At 63.1% G+C, this 21,506-nt stretch carries 24 protein-coding genes; 8 read left to right on the forward strand and 16 right to left on the reverse strand.

The genetic code is table 11. From position 1 onward, the window contains the following. The first annotated feature begins 30 nt into the window (after positions 1-30). Positions 31-330, forward strand: coding sequence for a hypothetical protein (locus tag ACXIQ9_RS07295; protein WP_459016231.1), 300 nt, complete (start codon positions 31-33; stop codon positions 328-330). Here ACXIQ9_RS07295 and ACXIQ9_RS07300 read toward each other — a convergent pair. Both ACXIQ9_RS07300 and ACXIQ9_RS07305 read right to left on the reverse strand, forming a co-directional pair. Further along, on the reverse strand, positions 327-809 hold the full coding sequence (locus ACXIQ9_RS07300; RefSeq protein ID WP_459016232.1) for a hypothetical protein: 483 nt from the start codon (positions 807-809) through the stop codon (positions 327-329). The genes ACXIQ9_RS07295 and ACXIQ9_RS07300 overlap by 4 nt on opposite strands. An 18-nt stretch (positions 810-827) precedes the next feature. Beyond that, entirely contained in the window at positions 828-1,244 is a 417-nt protein-coding gene (locus tag ACXIQ9_RS07305) for a hypothetical protein (protein ID WP_459016233.1), read from the reverse strand. A 569-nt stretch (positions 1,245-1,813) separates the two neighbouring features. Between ACXIQ9_RS07305 and ACXIQ9_RS07310 the strand changes: the two genes are divergently transcribed. Then, complete coding sequence (locus ACXIQ9_RS07310) at positions 1,814-2,389, forward strand: tyrosine-type recombinase/integrase (RefSeq protein WP_459016234.1); 576 nt, start codon at positions 1,814-1,816, stop codon at positions 2,387-2,389. 776 nt (positions 2,390-3,165) lie between these two features. Here the strand turns inward: ACXIQ9_RS07310 and ACXIQ9_RS07315 are convergent. The 6 genes from ACXIQ9_RS07315 to ACXIQ9_RS07340 form a co-directional block, all read right to left on the reverse strand. Beyond that, the gene (locus ACXIQ9_RS07315; protein ID WP_459016235.1) at positions 3,166-5,961 is read right to left on the reverse strand and encodes a primase-like DNA-binding domain-containing protein; all 2,796 of its coding nucleotides are present in this window, start codon (positions 5,959-5,961) and stop codon (positions 3,166-3,168) included. Then, positions 5,958-6,476, reverse strand: a complete 519-nt coding sequence (locus ACXIQ9_RS07320; protein ID WP_459016236.1) for a hypothetical protein — start codon at positions 6,474-6,476, stop codon at positions 5,958-5,960. Before ACXIQ9_RS07320 ends, ACXIQ9_RS07315 begins: the two co-directional genes overlap by 4 nt. A 374-nt stretch (positions 6,477-6,850) precedes the next feature. Further along, positions 6,851-7,078: a hypothetical protein gene (locus ACXIQ9_RS07325; RefSeq protein ID WP_459016237.1), complete on the reverse strand. Its 228-nt coding sequence runs from the start codon at positions 7,076-7,078 to the stop codon at positions 6,851-6,853. A 359-nt stretch (positions 7,079-7,437) separates the two neighbouring features. After that, positions 7,438-8,535, reverse strand: coding sequence for a tyrosine-type recombinase/integrase (locus tag ACXIQ9_RS07330; protein ID WP_459016238.1), 1,098 nt, complete (start codon positions 8,533-8,535; stop codon positions 7,438-7,440). Between the two features lie 82 nt (positions 8,536-8,617). Further along, the gene (hslO, locus tag ACXIQ9_RS07335) at positions 8,618-9,538 is read right to left on the reverse strand and encodes an Hsp33 family molecular chaperone HslO (RefSeq protein WP_459016290.1); all 921 of its coding nucleotides are present in this window, start codon (positions 9,536-9,538) and stop codon (positions 8,618-8,620) included. Between the two features lie 37 nt (positions 9,539-9,575). Next, entirely contained in the window at positions 9,576-10,220 is a 645-nt protein-coding gene (locus tag ACXIQ9_RS07340; RefSeq protein ID WP_043706045.1) for an ABC transporter ATP-binding protein, read from the reverse strand. 69 nt (positions 10,221-10,289) lie between these two features. Between ACXIQ9_RS07340 and ACXIQ9_RS07345 the strand changes: the two genes are divergently transcribed. Further along, positions 10,290-10,748 carry a DUF3531 family protein gene (locus tag ACXIQ9_RS07345; protein ID WP_459016239.1) on the forward strand — a complete coding sequence of 153 codons (459 nt, stop codon included), beginning with the start codon at positions 10,290-10,292 and terminating at the stop codon, positions 10,746-10,748. Positions 10,749-10,751: 3 nt separating this feature from the next. Further along, positions 10,752-11,498: a 16S rRNA (uracil(1498)-N(3))-methyltransferase gene (locus ACXIQ9_RS07350; RefSeq protein ID WP_459016240.1), complete on the forward strand. Its 747-nt coding sequence runs from the start codon at positions 10,752-10,754 to the stop codon at positions 11,496-11,498. Positions 11,499-11,513: 15 nt separating this feature from the next. Here the strand turns inward: ACXIQ9_RS07350 and ACXIQ9_RS07355 are convergent, their stop codons facing one another. Continuing rightward, positions 11,514-11,894 (reverse strand): hypothetical protein, encoded by a 381-nt coding sequence (locus ACXIQ9_RS07355; protein ID WP_424163027.1) that lies wholly within the window; start codon positions 11,892-11,894, stop codon positions 11,514-11,516. Between the two features lie 126 nt (positions 11,895-12,020). On the opposite strand from ACXIQ9_RS07355, the gene ACXIQ9_RS07360 reads away from it, so the two are divergent. Next, complete coding sequence (locus tag ACXIQ9_RS07360; RefSeq protein ID WP_296420950.1) at positions 12,021-12,785, forward strand: DUF92 domain-containing protein; 765 nt, start codon at positions 12,021-12,023, stop codon at positions 12,783-12,785. Here the strand turns inward: ACXIQ9_RS07360 and ACXIQ9_RS07365 are convergent. From ACXIQ9_RS07365 to ACXIQ9_RS07395, 7 genes are all read right to left on the reverse strand, one after another. Next, on the reverse strand, positions 12,782-13,543 hold the full coding sequence (locus ACXIQ9_RS07365) for a sigma-70 family RNA polymerase sigma factor (RefSeq protein WP_296416077.1): 762 nt from the start codon (positions 13,541-13,543) through the stop codon (positions 12,782-12,784). The genes ACXIQ9_RS07360 and ACXIQ9_RS07365 overlap by 4 nt on opposite strands. 78 nt (positions 13,544-13,621) lie before the next feature. After that, positions 13,622-14,299 carry a GDSL-type esterase/lipase family protein gene (locus tag ACXIQ9_RS07370; RefSeq protein ID WP_247478782.1) on the reverse strand — a complete coding sequence of 226 codons (678 nt, stop codon included), beginning with the start codon at positions 14,297-14,299 and terminating at the stop codon, positions 13,622-13,624. A gap of 8 nt (positions 14,300-14,307) precedes the next feature. Continuing rightward, positions 14,308-15,843, reverse strand: a complete 1,536-nt coding sequence (locus ACXIQ9_RS07375) for a phosphonate ABC transporter (RefSeq protein WP_459016241.1) — start codon at positions 15,841-15,843, stop codon at positions 14,308-14,310. Further along, the gene (locus ACXIQ9_RS07380) at positions 15,840-16,589 is read right to left on the reverse strand and encodes a phosphonate ABC transporter ATP-binding protein (protein ID WP_459016242.1); all 750 of its coding nucleotides are present in this window, start codon (positions 16,587-16,589) and stop codon (positions 15,840-15,842) included. The genes ACXIQ9_RS07375 and ACXIQ9_RS07380 overlap by 4 nt, the downstream gene beginning before the upstream one ends. A 90-nt stretch (positions 16,590-16,679) precedes the next feature. Further along, the gene (locus ACXIQ9_RS07385) at positions 16,680-16,916 is read right to left on the reverse strand and encodes a hypothetical protein (protein ID WP_010317515.1); all 237 of its coding nucleotides are present in this window, start codon (positions 16,914-16,916) and stop codon (positions 16,680-16,682) included. Positions 16,917-16,955: 39 nt separating this feature from the next. Then, positions 16,956-17,906 carry a putative selenate ABC transporter substrate-binding protein gene (locus tag ACXIQ9_RS07390; RefSeq protein WP_459016243.1) on the reverse strand — a complete coding sequence of 317 codons (951 nt, stop codon included), beginning with the start codon at positions 17,904-17,906 and terminating at the stop codon, positions 16,956-16,958. A gap of 34 nt (positions 17,907-17,940) precedes the next feature. After that, on the reverse strand, positions 17,941-19,119 hold the full coding sequence (locus ACXIQ9_RS07395) for a pyridoxal phosphate-dependent aminotransferase (protein WP_459016244.1): 1,179 nt from the start codon (positions 19,117-19,119) through the stop codon (positions 17,941-17,943). Between the two features lie 81 nt (positions 19,120-19,200). Here ACXIQ9_RS07395 and ACXIQ9_RS07400 point away from each other — a divergent pair, with 81 nt between their 5' ends. The 3 genes from ACXIQ9_RS07400 to ispG are packed head-to-tail and all read left to right on the forward strand — an operon-like array spanning position 19,201 to position 21,461. Then, the gene (locus ACXIQ9_RS07400) at positions 19,201-19,590 is read left to right on the forward strand and encodes a VOC family protein (protein ID WP_459016245.1); all 390 of its coding nucleotides are present in this window, start codon (positions 19,201-19,203) and stop codon (positions 19,588-19,590) included. A gap of 10 nt (positions 19,591-19,600) precedes the next feature. Continuing rightward, complete coding sequence (locus tag ACXIQ9_RS07405; RefSeq protein WP_459016246.1) at positions 19,601-20,200, forward strand: uracil-DNA glycosylase; 600 nt, start codon at positions 19,601-19,603, stop codon at positions 20,198-20,200. Positions 20,201-20,237: 37 nt separating this feature from the next. Continuing rightward, positions 20,238-21,461, forward strand: a complete 1,224-nt coding sequence (gene ispG, locus ACXIQ9_RS07410; protein WP_010317506.1) for a (E)-4-hydroxy-3-methylbut-2-enyl-diphosphate synthase — start codon at positions 20,238-20,240, stop codon at positions 21,459-21,461. Positions 21,462-21,506: the final 45 nt, after the last annotated feature.

Genomic DNA, 21,506 nt, shown 5'->3' on the forward strand with positions numbered 1-21,506 from the left:
CTACAAGCTCTATCAGCAGTCGATCTGGCCTTGGAGTCATCCCCTGGTTGGAAAGAGATCAAAGAGATCGCCAGCGACTATCCGATAACTCTTGAGGAAACGCAGCTGAGCCCAGGGCAGCTAGCAGTAATGGTCCTCTGGAGGCTCTTCTCCCTGGATGAAGAGGGCCAATCGAGCGCGCCGGACATTGAGGAAGGTCCTGCGGAGACGGTCCTCGCAAGCCTGGAGGACTTCCGAGCCATGGCAGAGGAAGTCCTCATTGGCGGCGAGCTCGATGTGGATTCCATCCGAAGCCTGTTTGAGATGGCTCAAGCAGCAGGTGCGCGCTAAGCCTCTTCATTACCGATACCGCTCTGCAGCCTGATGCTGCGTGCGGCCGCTTCACGGCTCGCCGCTAACTGACGTTGGAGCTGTTCGGGGGATGGGGTGAGCTCGGCCCTGCGAGCTCGCTCCGCTTCAATGGTTTCAGCCATACGGCTGAGAGCAGTCTCGATCTGTTCACGACGCATCTGATCGTGCTGGTGCGGTCTCTTGATAGACAGCTCGGTAGCAAGGTCCGTCGTCAACTCCATGTGGCCATCCAAGGCAGCCTGGAGTGCCAGTGAGATTGTTGGGCCGTAAGCGACCTCTGCCTGCTCCGCCATTGCCGGGTTGAGGGACCGGAAGGCGGTTTGCCAGGCAAACGCACGGCTGTCTTTCCAGCTCCACGGCGTCACGTCTGCCGGGATGGTCGACGGGTCGATCTGCGCGAGTTTTGCGGCCTTCAGCAGTTCCGCGATGGGCAGCTGGGGTTTGTCGGACGATTTCATGGGATGGCCCTGCAGGGGTTAGACGTCGATCACCTGCGCGTGTTCGACGCCGTCTTCGATGGCTTGGAGTTGGTTGCGGATTGCCTGAAGCTGTTTGCGCTGCTCGGCTTCCAAAACGTTCGCGCCGAGGATCTTGAAGCATTCGGAAATCGCGGAAACTCGCGCATATTGCTTCGCCGCAGGGTCAAGCGCGATCCGGACTAGTTCTTCGGCCAGGCGTGGTGCGGCATTGGAAAGGACACCAGTCGCGCTGTTGAGGTTTTCGCGGACGACGGTTTCGACGAATTCCCTCGCTTGAGGGTCTTTGGCGTACCGCCGCAGGGTTGGCGCTTTGATGCCAACTGCTTCTGCGGCATCACTCCATGAGCTGCCGTTGGCAGCAAGGGTGAGTGCCGTGAGGATCTTTGGCGGAATGGGCTTGTCGCTTCTGGTCATGAGCATCACCCCATCTCCCGTCGCGATGGCTTGTGTTTGGCTTTGACGGCACGACCGAGACGTCTTGCAAGTCCAGGAGCCCTGCGGACTGCTAGATCTTCGGGCTCAATTCCTTCTAGTGTCCACTTCATCCATGCCATGCGGCCCCATTCGTCAGCAGCCTGGCGGTCGTTGCTGAATAAGGTGCACGCAACTCGATTAACTCTGCTGAGTTGAATCCACTCATCCATCGACAGGCTGTCGGTAGTCAATGCGATCAATAGTGCGTTAGTCAAAGTGTAACCGTAGGTTCTAGTGTCTGCTGGTGTAGTACAGTTAGATCCTGGATCTGGGGGATGCTTGTTTAGGTTCCCTGGGCGCTGTAGGCGATAACCAAAACTCGAGCCCTGCCCCCCTGCGATAAGCAGCCTGTATAACAGTAGAAATCATTAGATGCGCCAGAAAGATCAGTCTTGCTGTGGCTTATTGGCCGATGTTGGCTTGTACTGTTTGACAGTGACCGCGTAAAATGTCAGTTAGACGCGGTGGCTAGTTGTCACTGGGTTCTCAAGTCTTTTTACTATTGAGAAATGAAGTCGAATCGCTATGGGCAAGCGGCGGTTCTGGACACGCAGCAGCTCGACCAGTTGATTTCGGCCCTACAGGGGCGTCATCACCAGGTCTTGGCGTCTGTGTGTCGCTACACCGCCTGTCGCATCGGTGAAGGTCGCCAGCTTGTTTGGGGGAATATCGGCGCCAATGCCATCGTCTTCCCCAAAACCGTCACGAAGGGGAAGCTGGCTTCCAGGACGATCCCGGTGACGCCCAAGCTCCATGAAGTTCTGGTGGCCTGGCGCAGTGAATGGGTCGCTCTGTATGGGCGCGGACCGAAGCCTGAGGATCCGTTGTTTCCCGGACGGTTTGCGGGACAGTTTCTGTCGTCCAGGAGCTTCATGGACGCCCTTGAGAGGGCTGCTCGCGAGGTGGGTCTAGAAGGCGTTTCAAGCCACAGCTTCCGCAGAAGCGCGTTGAGTAGTGCCAGTGCTAGTGGAATACCGCTGGCGGCGATTAGATCGCTGTCTGGTCACGCCGACTTGGGCACGCTCCAGCGGTATCTCGAAATCAGCCAGACCGCCAAGGAACAAGCGGCGGCGGCGTTTGCCTAACGCTTTGGCCGCGCTTAGGTGGTCGCGGCCGCTAGTGGTCAGCACCCTCCTCATCATTCAAGCTAGTGATCCCTGCGGTCGCTAGGGCTATAAAGCCAATGCCCAGCCCGATTTTTTGTTTTCCCTGCGATCGGATAGTGAGTGCGGCAAAGCTTGTCTCCGCCCACCAGCTTGACGCCCCACTGCTTTGAGCAGTCCATTCGTCTGCGCCAGTCCATATCAGAAACACTCCAGCCACTACTGATAACAGTCGGCAGCTTGGGCCAAGTTTCATTGCGGCGTTATGGCTGATTCCACCCTTAGCAAGGGTTCAACTGGTTGGCAGCTTGGGCTCGATCACGAGGTTCATGCGCCAGGGGGATGGCGGCGGTAGTTCGTCGCCATCATTTACGACCGCCAGCTCAAGCTTGGGGGGTGCTTGAAGGATCGCGATGCGATTGGCCCTGCGTAGCAGGCTTGCAAGTTCACGGGAGTTGTCCATGTTGTTCACTGTGACTCTGTTCGAATCGATGTCAATTTTTCTCTGCAGCATTTTGGCATTTAAAAGTGTGTTTTCTTACTATTAATACCTTCGCGCCACTTCGCCCCCCGGACACGTCCGGACAGCAGCCGGACAGCATCCCCAAATCCCCCAAAAGCCCTGCGGGCACTAGATCCGGACAGGCCGGACAGGCCGGACAGGGTTTTTCGGAGGGTTGGCTAAAGAGAGTGGTGGGATAACTTTTTCTCCAACACAAAAAGAAGCTGTCCGGGCTGTCCGGGTTGTCCGGACTCAGTTATTCCAAGGGATTTGCTGTTTTCGTGACCCTGTCCGGGGCGTCCTCAACCCTGTCCGGGCAGGGCTGGATGCTGTCCGGGCTGAGGATCGCCAACACTTCTGCTGCCTCTGGGAGATCCGGTTTGTGGCTCCTCAATTCTTCGTAGCCGTTCTGTACATAGTGCTTGGTGTGGATGATCTGCTTGTGACTGATCATGCTCGTGCCGATTAGACCCTCCTTCACTCCAAAGCCAAAGAAACACGCCGGTGCTTTTCGAGTGGAGTTGGACCCAGCGACTGATCGCCGATCAGCTCTGAGATGAGGAAGTGCCATCGCCAACCTGCTGACAAAGGTCTTTTGGGATGTCGGCCTGTGGTTCTGCTCGGTGCAGAAAGCCTGAAATGCCTTGAACAGCTCGGTCTCGTTCGGCAAATGATTTGACGGCCTCGGCACTAAGCACGCGTTGGCAAAATTCCTCACCGCGTCCATGTCGATCTCGGCAGCAGTCGCAGCGTCCCTGAGCAGACCATTCACATCACCCCCTGCCAGGAGCCTCTTCACCTCCTGCCTCGATGCCCGCAGGGCCCAACTGACTATCTGCCCCAGCTCGGACTCCAACTTTTCGTCGAGATCCAGATCAGGCTTCATCCCCGCAGGGCGTGAAGTTGGCAGCACCAACATCCGGCGGGTCATGCCGTTGCCGGCGTCATCCATCGACGGCGGCTGCGTTGAGCAAATCACCACCCGGCCGCTGAACGGCTCAGCATCTTCAGCATCGGACTCATGCAGCGTCCTGCCGGTCAGCTTCCCGCCATCAGTCAGGGCATAGAGGGTTCCGACGCCGACCTGCCGCCCCTGCAGATCCGGGAATGCCAGGAGGCGTTTCCCGCTGACGAATTGGCGGATCTTGTCGGGGTGGTTGATGTCGGCGAACCCGCTGGTGATCACGCTGACCACACTCGATGGAAACAGCTTCTCGATCACCCGTTCCATCGTCCCCTTCCCGCTCCCAGATGCCCCGAGGATCATCACGATCCGGCTGCATTTGAACCCGGGATCAACCATGTAGCGCAGCACCACCTGGATGATCGACTCCCACTCCTCACCAAAGGAGCTGGTGATAAATCGCCTCATCGTCGGAGGACACTCCGCTGTGTCTGTGAAGTCCGCGTCGACCGCCCACGTCAGCTTGCGCGCAGGGCTATGCGGAACGAGTTCCCCAGTGCTCAGCAGGTAGGTGCCGTTCCGGAACGCCACGGCCTCCTCGAGATCCATCGCGTCTTCATGCAGCTTCAGAGCGGCGAAATCGGTGCAACTTTTGGCTCGCGCTGCAGTGATGTGCTTCCTGGACTTCTTCCCCTTTGCGTTTTGGCTGAAGGCATACGGCAGAAGTTCCAGCATCAGCTGCTGCATGCGGTGCGTTGACACCGGCTCGAAGAACCCGAGGCGGTCGTCATACCGAAGGAACCTTTGCTGATGGCTGGTGATCGGCCGCCCCTCAAACGCCGCCTTCCTCAGCAACGCGTTGAAGACCACCAGCTCGGGGGTTCGTTCAGCACTGATCAACCAGTCCCAATCGCTCATCTCCTCCGCCCACGCACCAAGCGGATGCGGCCGCTTCACAAACTCAAACTGAACGGCCCGCTCTCGCAGCTTGCGCTTCAACACCAGCTCTGAGAGATCCGTCTCCCCGCAGGACTCCGGCCGCCAGTACTTCTGCAGCGCGTGCTCGACATCACCCCCCTTAACTGCCGATTTCTCAATGAACTCGGTGAGTAGACGCCGCTCTGACGCTTCTCCCCCGCCCTCAATCTCCTGGCCGAGACCCTCCAGCTGCAGCCGCGCTGCCCGCAGGGCCTTCCCCAACCGATAAACAGCCAGATACCGCTCATCGCTGGAAGGGGCCATCCCCTTTTCCAGCAGCTCGCGAGTTGTCGGACCCAGTGCTGTCTCGAGGGGAACAGCCATCCCCTCGATAGGGAACTCAGGAAACCACTCCCCGGGGTCTGGCAAACCGGGATCTGGCCTGATGCTGAAGTCGCTGCTCTGAACCCTTTGCTCAACCTCTACCTCCGGGCAGAGCGCCATCAGCTCCACCAGCGGGTATCGCTTGCCGGTGTTCAGCGCGATGGTGGTTCGCTGCCCGGACTCGGGATGGATACCACCGGCGAGCCGTGCCACCTGCCCTGCGCGCCAGAGGTTGTGATCGGTGTTCACGCCGGGATGGACAGCCTCGATCGCCGCGCTCAACCTCTTCCGAGCGTGCTCACCCTCAGCAACCCCGCAGGGCTCAGCCAACAGGTAATAGACGTGCAGAGATTTATTCCCGGTATCGACCACCAGGGTTGGTTCCGGTAGCCCTGCCCGCTCCCACGCCCCCCACTGCTGCTGCCGGTCCAGGCCGTAGTCGATCTCATAGATCAACATCGTCATGGCCAGGATCTCGTCGCGATCCTGAGCGCTTGTCCCTCCTGGCGAAGGAACAAAGCCCAGGTTCTTGGTGACTGTTCTGGTCAGCTGGTGCTTAATAGCCGGCCAGTCCCTGCCATTGGCGGCTGCGTCTTTGGTGACCTCATCCCAGTCATAGGGAAGATCGGCTTTCTCGTTTCGCTTGGGGAAGTACTTAGGGGTACCGCCCCAACAGACAACGATCGCCGGATCCCTGGGGCCAATGCCGACGGCTGTGAGGTGCGCCTCGGCCATCTCGTCATCAACCTCGGTGTCGGCGATGACCTTGGTGGCAACGATGTTGTTGGCCTTTTGCTGAACCCTCTCAAGCTGGGCTTTGACGATTGCCTCGAGCTGTTCGTTCATGCCACCTCCAGCTCTGCGAGCAAGTCCAGGAGGTTGGCCTGCAGCAGCTGGTCATCCTTCGCCGAGAGCTCGGCCTTCGTGATCAGGTCCCGCCACAGCGGCCAGCCCTTGATGCCCACCCCGAAAGGAGGATTAAAGAGGGCATGCCCGATCAGTGTCAGGGCTGTTCCTGAAAACATTTCGCCCACCGATCCGAACAGCCGCTTGTGGGCTGCTTGAACAACTTCCAGAGGCAGCCGCGATACCCCAAGCGCGAGCAGGGCATCTCTGCTGATGTCTTTGATCACTCCGGCGCCCCTGTTGCAATAACAAGAGCTGGCCCACTCACCTTGTACCTGGCTGGTCAGTCGAGACTCCCAGCCCTCGAGGTCATCAAAGCGGTCGTGCTCAATCAGGATTCCCGTTAGGTGAGCTCCACGCGCTGGCCAGTGCGGCCGGGTGATCCTGGTGGCTGAATAACGCGCCAAAAGGCGATCCAGATCCAGCTCTGGATATACCTGAACAGAGGTGTCCATTGTTAAAGTGCGGTGGGTTAAAACGCGTTTTGCAGGGGTGCAGGGCGTCTCACGGGAAGCCACCTATGCGGGGTGGCTTTTTCCGTTTATGGCCCTGCGCGATCGAAACCCTGAGTTGAGGCCCACTCGTAAAGAGCGCACCTCACAACAGTGCTCTCACTCACCCCTGCAGTCAGCGCTTGTGACCGAACGAATGCAGCCAGATTCTTGGTGACGCGGATGTTCAGTCCGTCAACAAGTGGGGCGCCACGATATTCACTCTCGGCAAAATGCCTAAGCGAGCTGATCATGGAAGCTGCGGTTCGTTCTACAAAACAATAACCGTAAAAATCAGATTGTGTGTGCAACGTCCTCGCGAATCTATACTGTAGTAGTTAACAATGCTCGATTACTGTGTGCAGCGCTGACAGAAGCTCTGTTATGACGCCGTAATCAATGTCGGCCGGGCTATTCGAGGAAATCTTTCTGCTGTGATACTCCCGAAGTCCCCGCAGGGCCTGAATCATCGCGCTATCGGCCTCGCTGGCGGCCTTCTGCACCCTGGCGAGAGACTGCATGTGAGCAGCCCAGTCCGCGTTGATGTCCATGCTGTCGTTTCCCATCAGCCCTGCGGGGGTAGTTCGGTCCATGTCGCCATCGTCTCCCTGATGGCATCGGTGTTCCAGAGAAGGTGTGCTCTCTTCCCTGGCGTCGTTGCGATGTAGTGGATCTTCGGTTTCAGCCCGCCTTCCCTTTTCTTCAGCCTGTTCAGAGTGAATCGGCTGATGCGTAGCTCTGAAGCAGCTTCCGCCGTGGATACCCAGCTTCCCTGGCTAATTCTCCTCTGCATCGCAAAGTATGGATGGGCTACGCAGTGCCACATCCAGCAACAACGCATTGACTGTATATCCCGGCGCGCAAAAAAGCGATATTCACTCTACTGTTACACAGTATAAGTTCTGCCCTTGTGTAACAGTAGAAATCAAAGGTCGTAGTTTGCCATCAGCGAAACAATCGTTTCCTCTGAAATCCAGGCTGTGTAGGTCTCGGTGAACATCGCCGCGGAGTGGCCCAGGAGTTTCGCTGCGAGCTCAGCCGGTACTCCTGCCACCAGAAGACGGATAGCGGCTGCATGCCGCAGGGCATAGATCGGAAACTTGATTCCAGCCCTGCGGCGGGCGGCGTTGCAGTTCGTGCTGATGGAGTAGCCATCCCGCTTCCCTGGCGGTTCTGGCAGGGTGTGGAGCTTGAACCGTGCCACCCAGTCGCTCTTGGTAGGTGTCACTGCGCGCGGCCGATTTGTCTTGCTGTCCTTGATGAGGAGAACGCTGTCCTCCCGCAGTGTTGCTGTACCCAGCTCGCTCGGCCTGGCGCCGTAGGTCGCGACAAGGCCCCAGATCCTTGCCCAGTGCGGTGCCTGCTTCAGCAGGGTGTCGAATGCCGCCTCAATGACGGCGTCGCTGGGGATGTCGCGCTTTTTCAGCATCCGCCTGCCGTACCCCGTGCCGGCGTTGCGGATGGCTTGCTGATCCCATCCGAACTCCCTGGCGACCATCCCTAAAACCAGGCTGGTTTCACGCCGGGCTGAACTGCCCTCCTCCAGCTGGTTGACCACAGCCAGGAGTGTTTTCTGCGTGATCTGCCCTGCGGGGAGCTTGTTTAGTGCGCAGCTCCACCGTTTCCTCCAGCTTTCGGCGCCTCGGGCTTCGGCTTGGGGGTCTCTTTTTGCCTTCATGCGGACTTTCCGCTCATGCAACCCCTTCGCCATCGCGTGGAACTCATCCCTGGTGACGGCGTTGCGCTGCGCGCTGCTGTCGTCGTCTTGAAGCCAGCTCGCCCAGCTGAAGGTGTTGCTTCTGATCTCGCTGTCCAGCTTCAGCGCCTTGAACTCGGCGTCGCTCAGCCCTGCCGGCGTGGCCGGTGCCCCGAGCGGGAGACGCTGCTGCTTTGGTTTGCCTCCTTCCCTGGGAGGCAGTGTTGCTCTGAGGCACAGGGCCTTCTTGCGCAGCTCGATCCGGCACCGGCACCGCCGTCCGCGAAGCCGTTCATTCGCGTCTCGGAGAAGCTGCTCGAAGTCCACCGGTGGCCTAGAGGTGGACTAATTCTGCGCACACCCAGCACCGTTCCGCAACGCAGGGCAACTCCTGCTGATGGCTGAGAACTCAGGCTGCCTCTGAAGTTATCTCGTGAATCAGCTCCTGGAGCTCGCTGCCCTTGATGTCGTAGATCTCGTTGCAGAAATGGCAGGTGAGTTCGGCCTTGCCGTCTTCGCTGAGCATCTGGGAGAGCTCATCGCGCCCCAGCAGTTTGAGGGCGTTGACGCTGCGCTTGCGGCTGCAGGGGCAGTGGAAGGTGATGTCCTGGCTGGCTTCGGCGTCCTCCAGCAGCTGGGGATCAAGGTCCGGAAAGATGTCCTGGAGCAGGGCCTCAAGGTTGCCTTCGCAGGCGGCCAGGCGGTCGCTGAAGTGCTCAATCTCGCGGCAACGCTCCTCCAAGAGCGCCACCAGGGCTGGCTCCCGCGCGGCCTTGGGCAGCACTTGCACCAACACCCCGCCGGCATGCCTTAAGCCGCTGCTGTCGATGCGCTCGCCCACGAAGACCGCCGAGGGGGTCTGCTCGGAGTGCAGCAGGTAGGAGGCCACGTCATCGCCGATGCCGCCGCTGACCAGCTCGACCGTTGAGCTGAACGGCTCCCCCTCGCCCAGGTCCCGAACCACGTGGAGGTACCCGGTGCCGGTGGCCTGTCTGAAGTCGAAGCTGTGGGCGCCATCGGCGCTGTCCAGCAGGTCGAGTTCGAGTTCGGGGGTCCCGACGTAGCCGCGCACGGTTCCGTCGCGGCCGGCATCCACCATCAGTCCCTTGAGCGGGCCATCGGAGGAGATCCGCAGGTTGACTCGCCCGTGGGCGACCTTCATGGAGCTGGCCAGCAGCAGGCCGGCGGTCATCGCCCGTCCCAGCAGGGCGGTCGTCAGAAACGAGAGGTTGTGGCGGCGGCGTGCGTAGCGAACCGTCGTGCTGGTGCTGACAGCCACCAGGCGGATCCCTCCGCCTGCAGCCGTTGCGCGCACCAACCGATCCGACATGCCCTGCCCCTTGCTCGAGGCACTGTATTCAGCGGCCTCAGCAGGGGATGAGCGCGGGCTGGAGTTGCCCATCGATCAGGTTCCAGCGCTGTCCTGGTTCCGTCAGGGGCTCGAACAGTTCAGGCTCATGGGTGACGATCAGCACGATGCGCTCGCGGCTGAGCTGATCGATCAGCTCAATGATTTCTGAGCGCACGGACCAATCCAGACCGGCGGTGGGTTCATCCATCAACAGCACCTTGGGGTCCCGCAGCAGCTGGACCGCCATGGCCAGGCGCCGCTGCTGCCCGCCGCTGAGTTCCTCGGGGGCCTGTTGGAAGGACAGGCCGCTAAGGCCGACCTGCTGCAGCACCGCCTCCGCCTTCTCGCTTGGCAGGCGCCGTTGCCCCAGTCGCAGTTCTTGGCCGACGGTGAGTCCGAGGAAATGGCGTTCGGGGAACTGAAAGACCAGGCCGCAGAGCCAACGGCGCTGGCGGGCATTGAGGGCTTTGCCGTGCCAGCGGATCTCCCCGTGGCTTGGATCGGCCAGTCCGCAGATCAACTCCAGCAGGGTGGACTTGCCGGAGCCACTGCGGCCGGCCACCAGCGCTATCCGCCCGGGCTCCAGGCCCATGCTGGCCCCCCGCAGGACAGGCTCCGGAGCCGTTGCGGCGTGGTAGCGGAGCGCGTCGAGCTCAAGCATCGCTGGCCGATGGCCGTCAGGTGCCCCCAGCATGTTTGATGGGAGCAAGCCCTGCTGCATCGCGCTGCAATGGAGATTCGTTTTCGAGAATTTGACCCCTTCAATTGCTGGCTGTGGTTGCGCTTCAGCAATCCCCCGGGCCAAGGGGAGCGGGGCTATATCGAGACCACATTGGACAGTTGGTTCTTCCTGGGCAAGTTGGGTGGGTTCAACGCCGAGAACCTGCAGGTCCACGAGGAGGGCGCTGAGGTCAGCTGGATGGGCTACGACGGCGAGACGGCGGAGCGGGCCATGCCTGCACTGATGCACAACATGGGTGAAATTGAGTACCAGGGCTCCTGGGCTCGCTGCTGGGTGGATCTGGGCACCAGTGACGGCTTCGCCCTCGATGTCCTGATCAACACCCTGCGCCAGATCGACTCCGATGTGGTGCAGATCGAGGAGCTGCTCATCGGTGGGGCCAATGAGGACTGGCCCGTGGAGGACCACCCCGAAAGCCTCTTCCCCGTCGGAGCCCCGGACGCGTAGTCCATGGCCCGGGAGCTGCGGCGGCTGTTGATTGCACCGGAGCGCCTGGCTTCGCAGATCGTGTTGACCCGTGAGGAGGAGCGCTATCTCACCCGCGTGCTGCGGTTCAGTGCCGGTGATCGCTTCGCCGTGGTCAACGGTCAGGGCGCGCTCTGGACGGCCGTGCTTCGGCAGTCCGCCTGCGCCGAGTTGGAGCAGAGCCTGGAGGCGCCCTTGGAGCAGCAGCCTGCACCGGCTCCCCAGCTGGTCTTGGCCGCTGCGGTGGTCAAGCGCGACTTTGAGGTGGTGCTGCGTATGGCCGTCGAGCTCGGGGTGGATCGCTTCATCCCGCTTCTCTGTGAGCGAACGGTCGTCCAGGGCAGCCTGCGGCTGGAGCGCTGGCGCAGCATTGCCGCTGAAGCGGCTGAGCAATGTGAACGGCTCTGGTCCCCGCGGATCGAGGAGCCGATGGACGTCCATCAGCTCCTGGGCCTGAGGGATTCGGCGGTTCCAGGGTTTTGGGCGACCACCCGTCAGCAAGAGCTGCCGCTGTTGGCTTCTGTGCTCGCCGATCTGCCCTTGGAGCGTCTCTCCAGCCTTTGGCTGGCCTGCGGCCCTGAGGGGGGCTGGTCCCCCAGCGAAGAACAGGCCGCCGAGGCGGCCGGATGGAAGCCCGTTGATCTGGGCCCTCGCATCCTGCGCAGCTCGACGGCCTGCGTGAGTGGCTTGAGCAGCCTGAGTACTGCCCGCGTTGCGCGCTGCGGCAGCTAGCTCAGACCCTCAGCCTTACTTCTTGCCAAACATGCCGCTGGCCATGCTGCGGAAGCCGGCGAGGTTGGCGCCACCGCGGCGGCGACGCATCGGCAGGGCGCCGCCGGCGGTCACACACTCGGGGGCGAAGGTGGCGTCGGTCTTGGCGGGAAGAGCGGCTTGCTCCGCCGCTAATTCAGCGGCGATCGCTTCAGCGGTGGTTTGCACCGAACCGGTCGCTGCAGGTGCGGTTTCAGCCGGTGCAGCGGCGGCGCTTGCCTTGAGTTCAACGGCAGCCTTGGCCTCGACAGGAGCCTTGGCCTTGGGCTTCTCGGCAATGGGGGCCACAGTCACCGACTGTTCAGCTGCCTTCTCATCGAGGTTGAGGAAGAAGCTGCCTTTGCGGTTGAACACCATGGCGCCGGTAATAGACCGTTTGCAGGATTATCCGCTGCTGCCGGTGCTTCTGAACAGCGGCCGTAGGGCAGTGCAACAGAAGTTCCAGCTGCTGTGTTCTTCTGGAGCCAGTCGCTGATTCCAGGGATGCTCGATCTTCAGATCTTGCTCAGCCCAGAGCGCTTGCAGCACTGGCTGGCCGCCCTGGTGATTAATGGTGTGCTGATTGCCGCCGCCCAGCGGCTTCCCCTGTTGACGCGCTCCGGCTGGGTCCACGCGGGGATCCTCGGCACCGTGCTCCTCGGCAGTCTGGACTGGCCCGGTTGGTTGGCCGTGGCGCTTTACCTAGCCCTCGGCTCGCTGGTGACCCGTCTGGGCTACCGGCGTAAGCAGGAGCAGGGCTTGGCCGAGGGGCGAGGCGGCCGGCGCGGGCCGGAGAACGTCTGGGGATCGGCGGCGACTGGGGCCGCGTTGGCGGTGCTCAGCGTCTGGCCGATGGCGCCGGTGATCCTGCTCAAGATCGGCTTTGCCGCGAGCTTTGCCGCCAAGTTGGGCGACACCTGCGGCAGTGAGATCGGCAAGCGTTGGGGACGCCACACCGTTTCGATCACGAACTTCCAGCCCGTTCCCCCCGGCACCGAGGGAGCCATCAGCCTGGAGGGCACCGCCGCCAGTGCGGCGGGCAGCGCCTTGATGGCCCTGGTGATGCTCCAGTTGGGGTTAATCCAGGGCGGGCCGACCTGGTTGTTGGTGGCCCTGGTGGGGCTGGCGGCGACCTTGATGGAGAGCCTGATCGGCGCCACGGTCCAGGACCGCTTCCCCTGGCTGAGCAACGAGCTGGTCAATGCCCTGCAGACCCTGATTGCGGCCCTGCTGGCCATGGGGTTGGCGCTGCGCTTGGCCCTGGCCTAGCTCGCGCCCACCAGCTGCTGCCGGACGATGCCGCAGGCCTGCTGGTAGCGCCGCTGGGCGGCACGGGCACTGATCCCTGCCATGGCGCCCAGGTCCTGCCAGGTCCGCTGCTGCAGCACCCGGGCCAGCACCAGTCGCCGTTGACTGGCCTGCAGGGTTTTCAGTCCCCTCCAGAGCTGACGGCGCAGTTCGCAGCGCTCGAGCCAGCCGTACTGACCTGGTGCCTGTTGATCGCTGAGTTGCTCCACCAGGGGGGTCTCGGGGTCTGACCCGCCACCGGGTTGATCCAGGCTGGCCACCCGCAGGCAGGTTTGCAGGGCCTGGGCTTCCTGCCAGCGCTGCTGGGAGCAGCCGAGGGCCCGGGCCAGGGCGCTGTCGTTCATCGGGCTGAGTCCCTGCTGCTCGCGCCGGCGCTGCAGTGCTGCTCCCCGCTGCAGCAGCTCGATCACGCTGCGGGCGCCGCTGAAGACGCGGCAGCGGTCCCTGAGGTAGTGACGCATGGCGCCGCGAATCCAGGGAACGGCGGCCGTACTCAGGGTGTTGCCCAGGCTTGGATCAAAGCGCTCGACCGCCTTGATCAGACCGCGGACGCCCTCTTGGGCCAGGTCTTCAAAGCTGTGGCCGCTGCGTTCGCTTTCCCGCCGGGCCACCTTCCAGACCAGGGGCAGGTTGGCGGCGACGACGGCGTTGCGGTGCGCGTGGTTGGGGTCCTTGAGATAACGGCTCAAGAGCCATTGCTGTTGGTCCTGGACTGCCATAGCGGATGCCTTGCTCTGCCCTCAGCCTCAACCGCTTGAACCGCTCGTTGGCTCACCCCCTCGGGGGTCTGATTCCCCTCAGTAGAGGGGGGTCCCGGCGCTGGTGGGCTGAAGGTTCGCCCAGCTCAAGAGCGGACTCCAGTGACGTACCCGCTCGTAGATCTGACGATGTCCCTCGCTGTTGAAGTGAATCCCATCGGGGCAGATCCACTGCAGCCAGCTCGGATCCGCCAGCAGGGAGTCCAGTAGCGGCAGGAAGGGCAGATCGGCCTCCATGCAGGCCTCCTTCAGCAGCGCTTCGTACTGGCGGACGTGCTCATTGCTGTACCAGAGCAGATCCGCGAAGGGCATCACGTGCTCGTCCACGGGCGTCAGTCCCAGCACCAGGACCGGTGCGGCCGCTTTGAGCTGGTTGAGAAGTTGTTGGAGGCCGAAGAGAAAGGCCTCCGGATCGAGTTGGTGGCGCCCGTCGCGGCGACCGATTCGCGCGGTGTCGTTGAGGCCGACGGAGAGCAGGATCCCCTGGGGCTGCTGACGCCTGAGTTCCCCGCGGCAAGCGAACTCGCTGGCCCAGCGCGCCGCCACCCGCTCGAGACCATCGCCGCGAACGCCGAGGGAATACAGCACCGGTCCGCCGGGCAGCCCCATCCAGTGCCGCCTGAGGCGCTCGCACCAGCCACCCTCTTCGGGGTCCCCCCAGCCGTAGACGCCGCTGTCCCCAAGCACGATCAATTTGCGGGGAACGGCCAACAGCATGGAGTCGCTTACAGCAGGCGCCGCCGGGCGCGGTCGCTCAGATCTTCACCCACCAGGGTGAGGGCCGCATAGGCCACAAGCAACAGGGCGATCTGATCCCAGGCAAATGAGCTGAGGCTTTCCTGCAACTGGGTTCCAAGCCCGGTCCCCGCCATCAGACCGACCACCACGGTCTCCCGCAGGATCACATCGCTGCGGTAGGCGCCATAGGCCAGATAGGAGCGCGCCAATGCACTGAAACGCCCGTAGAGCAGAGCCACCCGTGCCCCGACCCCTTGGCCGTGTAGGGCGTCCTCGGCTGCGCCGCTGCAGGACTCTGCTCCCTCCAGCAACAGGCGACCCAAGATCCCGAGGTTGTGAAACCCCAAGGCCAGGGCTGCTGTCCAGATCCCCGGTTTGAAGACAAACAGCAGCAACAGCGCCGTGAGCGGCGGTGGCCAGAGTCGCCCCAGGGCCCAGAGCAGCCTGAGCAGCGGCTGAGCCAGGCGCCACGGCGCGACCAGCAGGAGCAGTAGCGGAGCACCGCCGACGGCTAAGCAGGCCGAGAGGACCGTGAGCAGCAGGGTGTTGCCGATCAGTCGCCCCCAGGGAAGGGCGAGGGCCTCCTGCCAGTGCTGGGAATGCAGCGGCGGCAGCGGTTGCCAATGCAGTAGGGCCGCTGGCTCAATCCCCAGGCTGTGGCTGATCGCCAGCATCAGGGGGAGCAGGAGCCCAAGCAGAAGCAGGATCTCCCGGCCTTGGCGTCCCACGCCGGGCTGGGCTTGACCAAAGCGGTTGGCCAGTCCCCAGCGCTGGCGCAGGGCGCGGATCAGGCTCTCCAGGCTCAGCATCACCGCTAGCAGCAGCCAGAGGCCACTCCAGAGCTCGCGAAATTCCAAGGACTGCAGGGTGAGCAGCAGTTCGTTGCCCAGGCCCCCAAGACCAAACACCCCCAGCAGCGTGGCGCTGCGCAGGGCACATTCGAGCCTGTAGCCGCCGTAGCTGACCACCCCAGGCAGGAGGGGCGGTCCCATGGCCGTCAGCAGGGCCGCTGGGCCTGCACTGCCGGCACTCAAGAGGGCCTTCAGGGTCTGATCGGGCAAGGCATCGAGTTGATCGCTGATCACCCGGGCCACCAGGGCGCCATAGGGAATCACGATCGCCAGCACCGCCACGGCGGGCTGCAGCCCCAGCACCTGCAGCAGCAGTAGGCCCCAGATCAACTCATGGATTGAGCGGGGGATTGCCAGGAGTCGGCGCAGCAGCTCCGCAGGCAGCGCAGTGCCACTGAGGGTGCTCCAGACCAGCCGCGAGCTGGCCAGCCCCAGCAGCAGTCCCAGCAGCAGGCTCAGGGACCAGCTCAACAGCGCCACACCGACCGTGACGCCCAGTCCCCTGAGCAGGGAGTCGACCACGACTGAATCGAGCGACGGGTGCAGGGCTGCCTCGACGAAGGCGCCAATCAATTCCCAGCCGCCGCCATGGCAGAGCCCTGGCAGCATCAGGGCCAGGGGCAGGATCACCCCAGCGGGGATCAGGACCTGGAGTGGCGGCGCGATCTTCAAGGGGTCGTGCTTCCGGCGTAGAGACGCTGCAGGGCCTGCGGCTCGATTTGCTCCGGCGCGCAATCAAACAGGATGCGTCCCTCCCGCAGACCCACCACGCGGCTAAATCCCGCCAGCAGGTCCGGCCTGTGCAGGCTCATCACCAGCGCCCGTGGCGCCGCGGTCTGCTCCAGCAGGAGCTGGAGCAACTCCCCTGCCAAGCGGGGATCAAGGCTGGAGAGGGGTTCATCGGCGAGCCAGAGCAGAGGGTCCTGACGCAGCAGCCGAGCGATGGCAACCCGTTGGCGTTGTCCGCCAGAGAGCTGTCCCACCGATTGCGCCAACAGAGCGGGATCGAGATCGAGTTGCCGCAGGGCGGCTGCGCAGGCCTCGGTTTCTATGGGAAGGAGCAGGTTCAGCAGGGCCTTCGGCCAGCCCCACTGCGCGAGTCGGCCGCAGTTCAGGTTCTGTTGAACGCTGAGCTCCTCAATCAGGCGTAGGTCCTGCCAGAGCGTTCCGATCTGTTGCTGTTGGCGCCGTTTGATTCGGGGGCGCCTGGACAGGGTCTCCCCTCCCCAGAGCACTTGACCTTGATCGGCCTGGAGTAGGCCATTGGCGACGGCCAGCAGGGTGCTTTTGCCCGCCCCGCTGGGGCCGAGCAGCGCCAGTCGTTCACCGGCGTGAAGGCTGAGCTGAACCTGATCCAGCCTGGGCTGTTGGCGTCCCTTGACGCTCACCTCCCGCAATTCCAGGACGGGCGCATCCATGGGGGCCTTAGCTCTGGGTGAAGCGGAAGACCATCAAGGCCAGGATTAACCCCACCAGGGTGAGTTCGATGACGTCGGGGCCGCGTGGGTTCATCCCCGCCCCTCACGCTTTTCCAGTTTGGCCACTGAGGGCAGGCCGAAGACCAGAACGAGCAGGGGGATCTCCAGCCAGAGAACCCCATTGCTCAGCAGGATCACCGCCAGGTCAATGGCGGCAATGGAGCGCAGAAACAGGACCCAGACCTCGTCGCCGTCGCTGCAGCTGCGCTGCCAGAGCAGCAGGCCAGCCACCAGCAGCAGCAGGTCCGTCAGCAGGGTCGTGGACAACGCGGAGAGGACAGGTCTCCCCGCATTCTGCTCCTGGAATCAGCGGATCTTGCCCATCTGCCGGCCGACCTGCTCGATCTTGGCGTAATCGCTGGCCTTCGCCCCGATGAAGCGCTGGGCCCCAAAGAGCTCCAGGATGGCCTTCTGCTCAGGGTTGCTGCTGCGCCAGCTCAAGATCGCCTGACGCAGCTTCGTGCTGAAGCCTGCTCCGAAGCGCTGGTTCAGGTCGGGCTGTGCGATCCAGTGGTAGTCGGGGTAGCCGGGGGTGGTCCAGATCGCATAGACCTTGGCCTTGTTGACTTTGCCGCTGGCCAGGTTGGCTTCCCAGACCTGTTTGTTCAGGGCGCCGGCGTCATAGGCGCCGCTTTGCACCAGGGCCACGGTGGCGTCATGGCTGCCGCTGAAACCGGGGGCTCCACCGGCGAACTGGCTGGGCTTCACCCCGGCCTGCGCCAGGAAGTACTGGGGCATCAGCCGCCCTGAGGTGGAGCTCTGGGACCCGAAGGTGACGCGCTTGCCCTTGAGCTCCTTCAGGCCGTTGATTCTGCTGGTGGGCTTGAGCTGGCTCTTGCGGTTGGCGATGAAGACCGATTGGAATTTGGCGTCGATGTCGCGCTGGGCGATCACCTGGGAGCCGGGCTTTTGCAGCCGGGCCTGGACACCGGTCAGGCCGCCAAACCAGACCAGATCCAAATTGCCGGTGCGGAAGGCACTGACCGCCGCGGCGTAGTTCGTGACGGGGACATATTTGACGTCGACATTCAGCTGCTTGCTGAGTTCATTGGCCACCAATCCGTAGAGCCGGTTCAGCTTCTCGGGCTTTTGATCGGGGATGGCGCCAATGCGCAGCACCGGCTTGTTGGTCTTTGCGACGGCTGCGGGGGTGAAGGCACTGCTCAAGGGCAGAGGTGTAGCCACCGGTAGGAGCGCAAGCGAAACGCCTACGGCCGCGGCGGCCATACGTTCTCGGCCGGTCAAGCGGATGGTCATCGCAGGAGGTGCAAAAGAACCTGCGATTTTGCCCTTAGAGCTGTTCGATGAAGCGCTGCAACCGGGTCAGTCCGTCTTGGATGGTGGCGTCCGAGGCGGCGCAGGAGAGGCGAATGCAGTCGTTGTCACCAAAGGCGCCGCCGGGTACCAGTGCCAGGCCCTGCTCATCGAGCAGCCGTTCGCAGAAACGCATTGAGTCCAGGCCGGTGCTGCTGATGTTGGGGAAGGCGTAGAACGCCCCCTGGGGCGGCAGCAGTTGCACACCGGCGATGGCCTGGAGGCCATCGCTGAGCAGCTGACGGCGGTGGCTGAATTGAGCCGCCATGGTTTGGACGCACTCGCGCGAGCCGGTCACCGCCGCCAGGGCTCCGTACTGGGCAAAGGTGCAGACGTTGCTGGTGCTCTGGCTCTGCAGGGCGCTGGCCGCCTTGAGAACGCTGCTGTTGCCGGCCAGCCAGCCGATCCGCCAGCCGGTCATCGCCCAGCCCTTGGCGAAGCCATTGACGGTGAAGACCCGATCCGCCAGGTCTGGCGCGACCGCCGCGAAGCTGTGGTGGCTGTGGCTGGGTGCCAGCAGAAATTCGTAGATCTCATCGCAGACCACCGCCACCTGGGGATGGCGCCGGAGGACTGCGGCGATCGCTTCGAGATCACTGCGGCTGAGCACCGCACCGGTGGGGTTGCCCGGGCTATTGAGCACAAGCAACTTGCTGGCCGGCGTGATCGCCGCCTCCAGCCGTTCGGGGTCGAGCCGGAATCCTTCTGTGGCTGAGCTGGGGATCAAGCGCACTGAGGCGCCAGCCAACCGCGCAATCTCCGGGTAGCTCAGCCAGTAGGGCGCAGGGAGCAGCAGTTCATCACCGGGCTCCAGCAGCACCTGAAACAGGTTGTAGAGGGCCTGTTTGCCGCCGTTGGTGACCAGCACCTGATCCGCGCTGGTGGGGACCTGGTTCTCCTGGGTCAGCTTCTGGGCAATGGCTTCCCGTAGGGGCGGCTCGCCGGCGGCCGGGCCGTAGCGGGTCAGGCCACTCTCGAGGGCCTGGGCCGCGGCCTGGCGGATAAAGGCTGGGGTATCAAAGTCCGGCTCACCTGCGCTCAGGCTGCAGATGTCGCGTCCCTCGGCCTTCAGGGCCTTGGCGCGGGCCGCGATGGCCAGCGTCAACGAGGGCTGCAGCGCTTCGGCCCGGGCGGAGAGTTTCAACGGGCGCGGCATTCGAGCAGCGACGTCAGGGGGGCACGCCTTGCGGCGAACCGGTGATGCTGTGCATCCTGCCGCATGCCGGGCCCCGAAACGATGTCTCCACTGACCTCTCCGACCGTTGGCCTGGTGTTGGCGGCGGATGACCCCGAGGCCTTGGCCCGTTTCTACGGCTCCGTCTGCCTTGCGCCGCTGCAGGCCGGCTTGAGTGCCAGCCACTGGCGGCTGCCCTTGCCCGGTTCGGGCTGGCTGGAGATCTACGCCCCCAGTCGCTCCAGACCACTCGCTCGCCAACGGGGACGTCTCGCCCTGGCGATCCAGCTCAGCGGTGGCGCATCCGGCCTTCAGGCTGCGGTCGAGCGGGCTCAGGCCCAGGGCGCTGCCCTGCTGGAGCCCCCGCGTCAGGAGCCCTTCGGTTGGGAGGCCTGGTTGAACGATCCCGAAGGCAACGCCCTGCTGCTGATTGCTAGAGAGACTCGCGATTGATTGCGGGGCGATGACGGCCACCTCCCTTGAACAGGACCTGGCGTCCTTGGCGGAGAGCTGCGATGCCTGTCGCCTCTGCAAGTTGGGCTCCAGCCGCAGCCAGGTCGTGGTCAGCCGCGGCAATCCCCAGGCGCGCCTGATGGTCATCGGCGAGGGTCCTGGTGCTCAGGAGGATGAGCAGGGACAGCCCTTTGTCGGCCGCTCCGGCCAGCTGCTGGATCGCATGCTCGAGAGCGTGGGCATCGACAGCAATCACGACGCCTACGTCTGCAACATCGTCAAGTGCCGGCCACCGGAGAACCGCAAGCCCACGGCCTTGGAGATGGCCTCGTGCAAGCCCTGGTTGGATCGTCAGATCGCCCTGGTGGATCCCGCGGTCATCCTGTTGGCTGGGGCCACGGCCGTGGAGGGCCTACTGGGCATCAAGGGCGGGATGACCAAGATTCGCGGTCAGTGGCGCCAATGGGAAGGCCGTTGGTTGATGCCTGTCTTCCACCCCTCGTACCTGCTGCGCAATCCCTCCAAGGAGCGCGGTGCCCCGAAGTGGCTCACCTGGCAGGACCTGCAGGATGTGCAGCGCCGTCTGGCCCAATTGGACGCTCCGTTGTGACAGGCTTGGCCCAACCGGCCTGCCCAACGCTGCTGCCATGACTGCCTCTCTCACCGCAACGCCCGAGGCGGGGCAGCTGTCCTCCCGTTACGACACGGTGATCCGCCGCCGCCAGACCCGCAGCGTTCGGGTGGGCGACCTCTGGATCGGGAGCGAGCACCCCGTGGTGGTGCAGTCGATGATCAACGAGGACACCCTCGACATCGAGGGGGCCACCGCTGGGATCCGTCGCTTGCATGAGGCGGGCTGCGAGATCGTTCGTGTCACCGTTCCGTCCTTGGCCCACGCCAAGGCGATGGGGGAGATCCGCAAGCGCCTGGAAGACACCTATCAGCCCGTTCCCCTGGTGGCTGATGTGCACCACAACGGCATGAAGATCGCCCTGGAAGTGGCGAACCATGTCGACAAGGTCCGGATCAACCCGGGCTTGTTTGTCTTTGACAAGCCGGATCCGAATCGGACCGAGTTCACCCCCGAAGAGATCGCCCAGATCGGTGATCGCATCACCGAGACTTTTGAACCCCTGGTCAGCCTCCTGAAGGCCCAGGACAAGGCCCTGCGCATTGGCGTCAACCACGGCTCCCTGGCTGAGCGGATGCTGTTCACCTACGGCGACACCCCCCTGGGGATGGTGGAGAGCGCCCTGGAGTTCATCCGCATCTGCGACCGCCTCGACTTCCACAACATCGTGGTCTCGATGAAGGCTTCGCGGGCTCCAGTGATGCTGGCCGCCTACCGGATGATGGCCGACCGGATGGATGCCGAGGGCTTCAACTACCCCCTGCACCTCGGGGTGACAGAAGCCGGTGACGGTGATTACGGCCGGATCAAGAGCACCGCTGGCATTGCCACCTTGTTGGCCGATGGCCTGGGAGACACGATCCGGGTGTCGCTGACCGAGGCACCGGAGAAGGAAATCCCTGTCTGCTACTCGATCCTGCAGTCCCTGGGTCTGCGCAAGACCATGGTCGAGTACGTCAGCTGCCCCAGCTGCGGACGCACGTTGTTCAACCTGGAGGACGTGCTCAACAAGGTGCGCAACGCCACCTCCCACCTCACGGGTCTCGACATCGCTGTGATGGGCTGCATTGTTAATGGCCCCGGTGAGATGGCCGATGCCGATTACGGCTACGTCGGTAAAACCCCCGGGGTGATTTCGCTTTACCGCGGCCGCGACGAGATCCGCCGGGTTCCAGAGGCCGAGGGCGTGGAGGCTTTGATTGCCTTGATCAAGGACGACGGCCGTTGGGTCGATCCCTGAGGCCCTACGGCTAACCCTTAGATATCTCCGGTTTTCACGCCAACT

The sequence above is a fragment of the Synechococcus sp. LTW-G genome, assembly GCF_054459035.1.

Bases quoted from the DNA above. Each gene is read 5' to 3' on its own strand.
- ACXIQ9_RS07300 (WP_459016232.1), bottom strand. From the start codon at position 809: ATGAAATCGTCCGACAAACCCCAGCTGCCCATCGCGGAACTGCTGAAG.
- ACXIQ9_RS07305 (WP_459016233.1), bottom strand. From the start codon at position 1,244: ATGACCAGAAGCGACAAGCCCATTCCGCCAAAGATCCTCACGGCACTC.
- ACXIQ9_RS07310 (WP_459016234.1), top strand. From the start codon at position 1,814: ATGAAGTCGAATCGCTATGGGCAAGCGGCGGTTCTGGACACGCAGCAG.
- ACXIQ9_RS07315 (WP_459016235.1), bottom strand. From the start codon at position 5,961: ATGAACGAACAGCTCGAGGCAATCGTCAAAGCCCAGCTTGAGAGGGTT.
- ACXIQ9_RS07320 (WP_459016236.1), bottom strand. From the start codon at position 6,476: ATGGACACCTCTGTTCAGGTATATCCAGAGCTGGATCTGGATCGCCTT.
- ACXIQ9_RS07325 (WP_459016237.1), bottom strand. From the start codon at position 7,078: ATGGGAAACGACAGCATGGACATCAACGCGGACTGGGCTGCTCACATG.
- hslO (WP_459016290.1), bottom strand. From the start codon at position 9,538: ATGTCGGATCGGTTGGTGCGCGCAACGGCTGCAGGCGGAGGGATCCGC.
- ACXIQ9_RS07340 (WP_043706045.1), bottom strand. From the start codon at position 10,220: ATGCTTGAGCTCGACGCGCTCCGCTACCACGCCGCAACGGCTCCGGAG.
- ACXIQ9_RS07345 (WP_459016239.1), top strand. From the start codon at position 10,290: ATGGAGATTCGTTTTCGAGAATTTGACCCCTTCAATTGCTGGCTGTGG.
- ACXIQ9_RS07350 (WP_459016240.1), top strand. From the start codon at position 10,752: ATGGCCCGGGAGCTGCGGCGGCTGTTGATTGCACCGGAGCGCCTGGCT.
- ACXIQ9_RS07355 (WP_424163027.1), bottom strand. From the start codon at position 11,894: ATGGTGTTCAACCGCAAAGGCAGCTTCTTCCTCAACCTCGATGAGAAG.
- ACXIQ9_RS07360 (WP_296420950.1), top strand. From the start codon at position 12,021: ATGCTCGATCTTCAGATCTTGCTCAGCCCAGAGCGCTTGCAGCACTGG.
- ACXIQ9_RS07365 (WP_296416077.1), bottom strand. From the start codon at position 13,543: ATGGCAGTCCAGGACCAACAGCAATGGCTCTTGAGCCGTTATCTCAAG.
- ACXIQ9_RS07370 (WP_247478782.1), bottom strand. From the start codon at position 14,299: ATGCTGTTGGCCGTTCCCCGCAAATTGATCGTGCTTGGGGACAGCGGC.
- ACXIQ9_RS07380 (WP_459016242.1), bottom strand. From the start codon at position 16,589: ATGGATGCGCCCGTCCTGGAATTGCGGGAGGTGAGCGTCAAGGGACGC.
- ACXIQ9_RS07390 (WP_459016243.1), bottom strand. From the start codon at position 17,906: ATGACCATCCGCTTGACCGGCCGAGAACGTATGGCCGCCGCGGCCGTA.
- ACXIQ9_RS07395 (WP_459016244.1), bottom strand. From the start codon at position 19,119: ATGCCGCGCCCGTTGAAACTCTCCGCCCGGGCCGAAGCGCTGCAGCCC.
- ACXIQ9_RS07400 (WP_459016245.1), top strand. From the start codon at position 19,201: ATGTCTCCACTGACCTCTCCGACCGTTGGCCTGGTGTTGGCGGCGGAT.
- ACXIQ9_RS07405 (WP_459016246.1), top strand. From the start codon at position 19,601: ATGACGGCCACCTCCCTTGAACAGGACCTGGCGTCCTTGGCGGAGAGC.
- ispG (WP_010317506.1), top strand. From the start codon at position 20,238: ATGACTGCCTCTCTCACCGCAACGCCCGAGGCGGGGCAGCTGTCCTCC.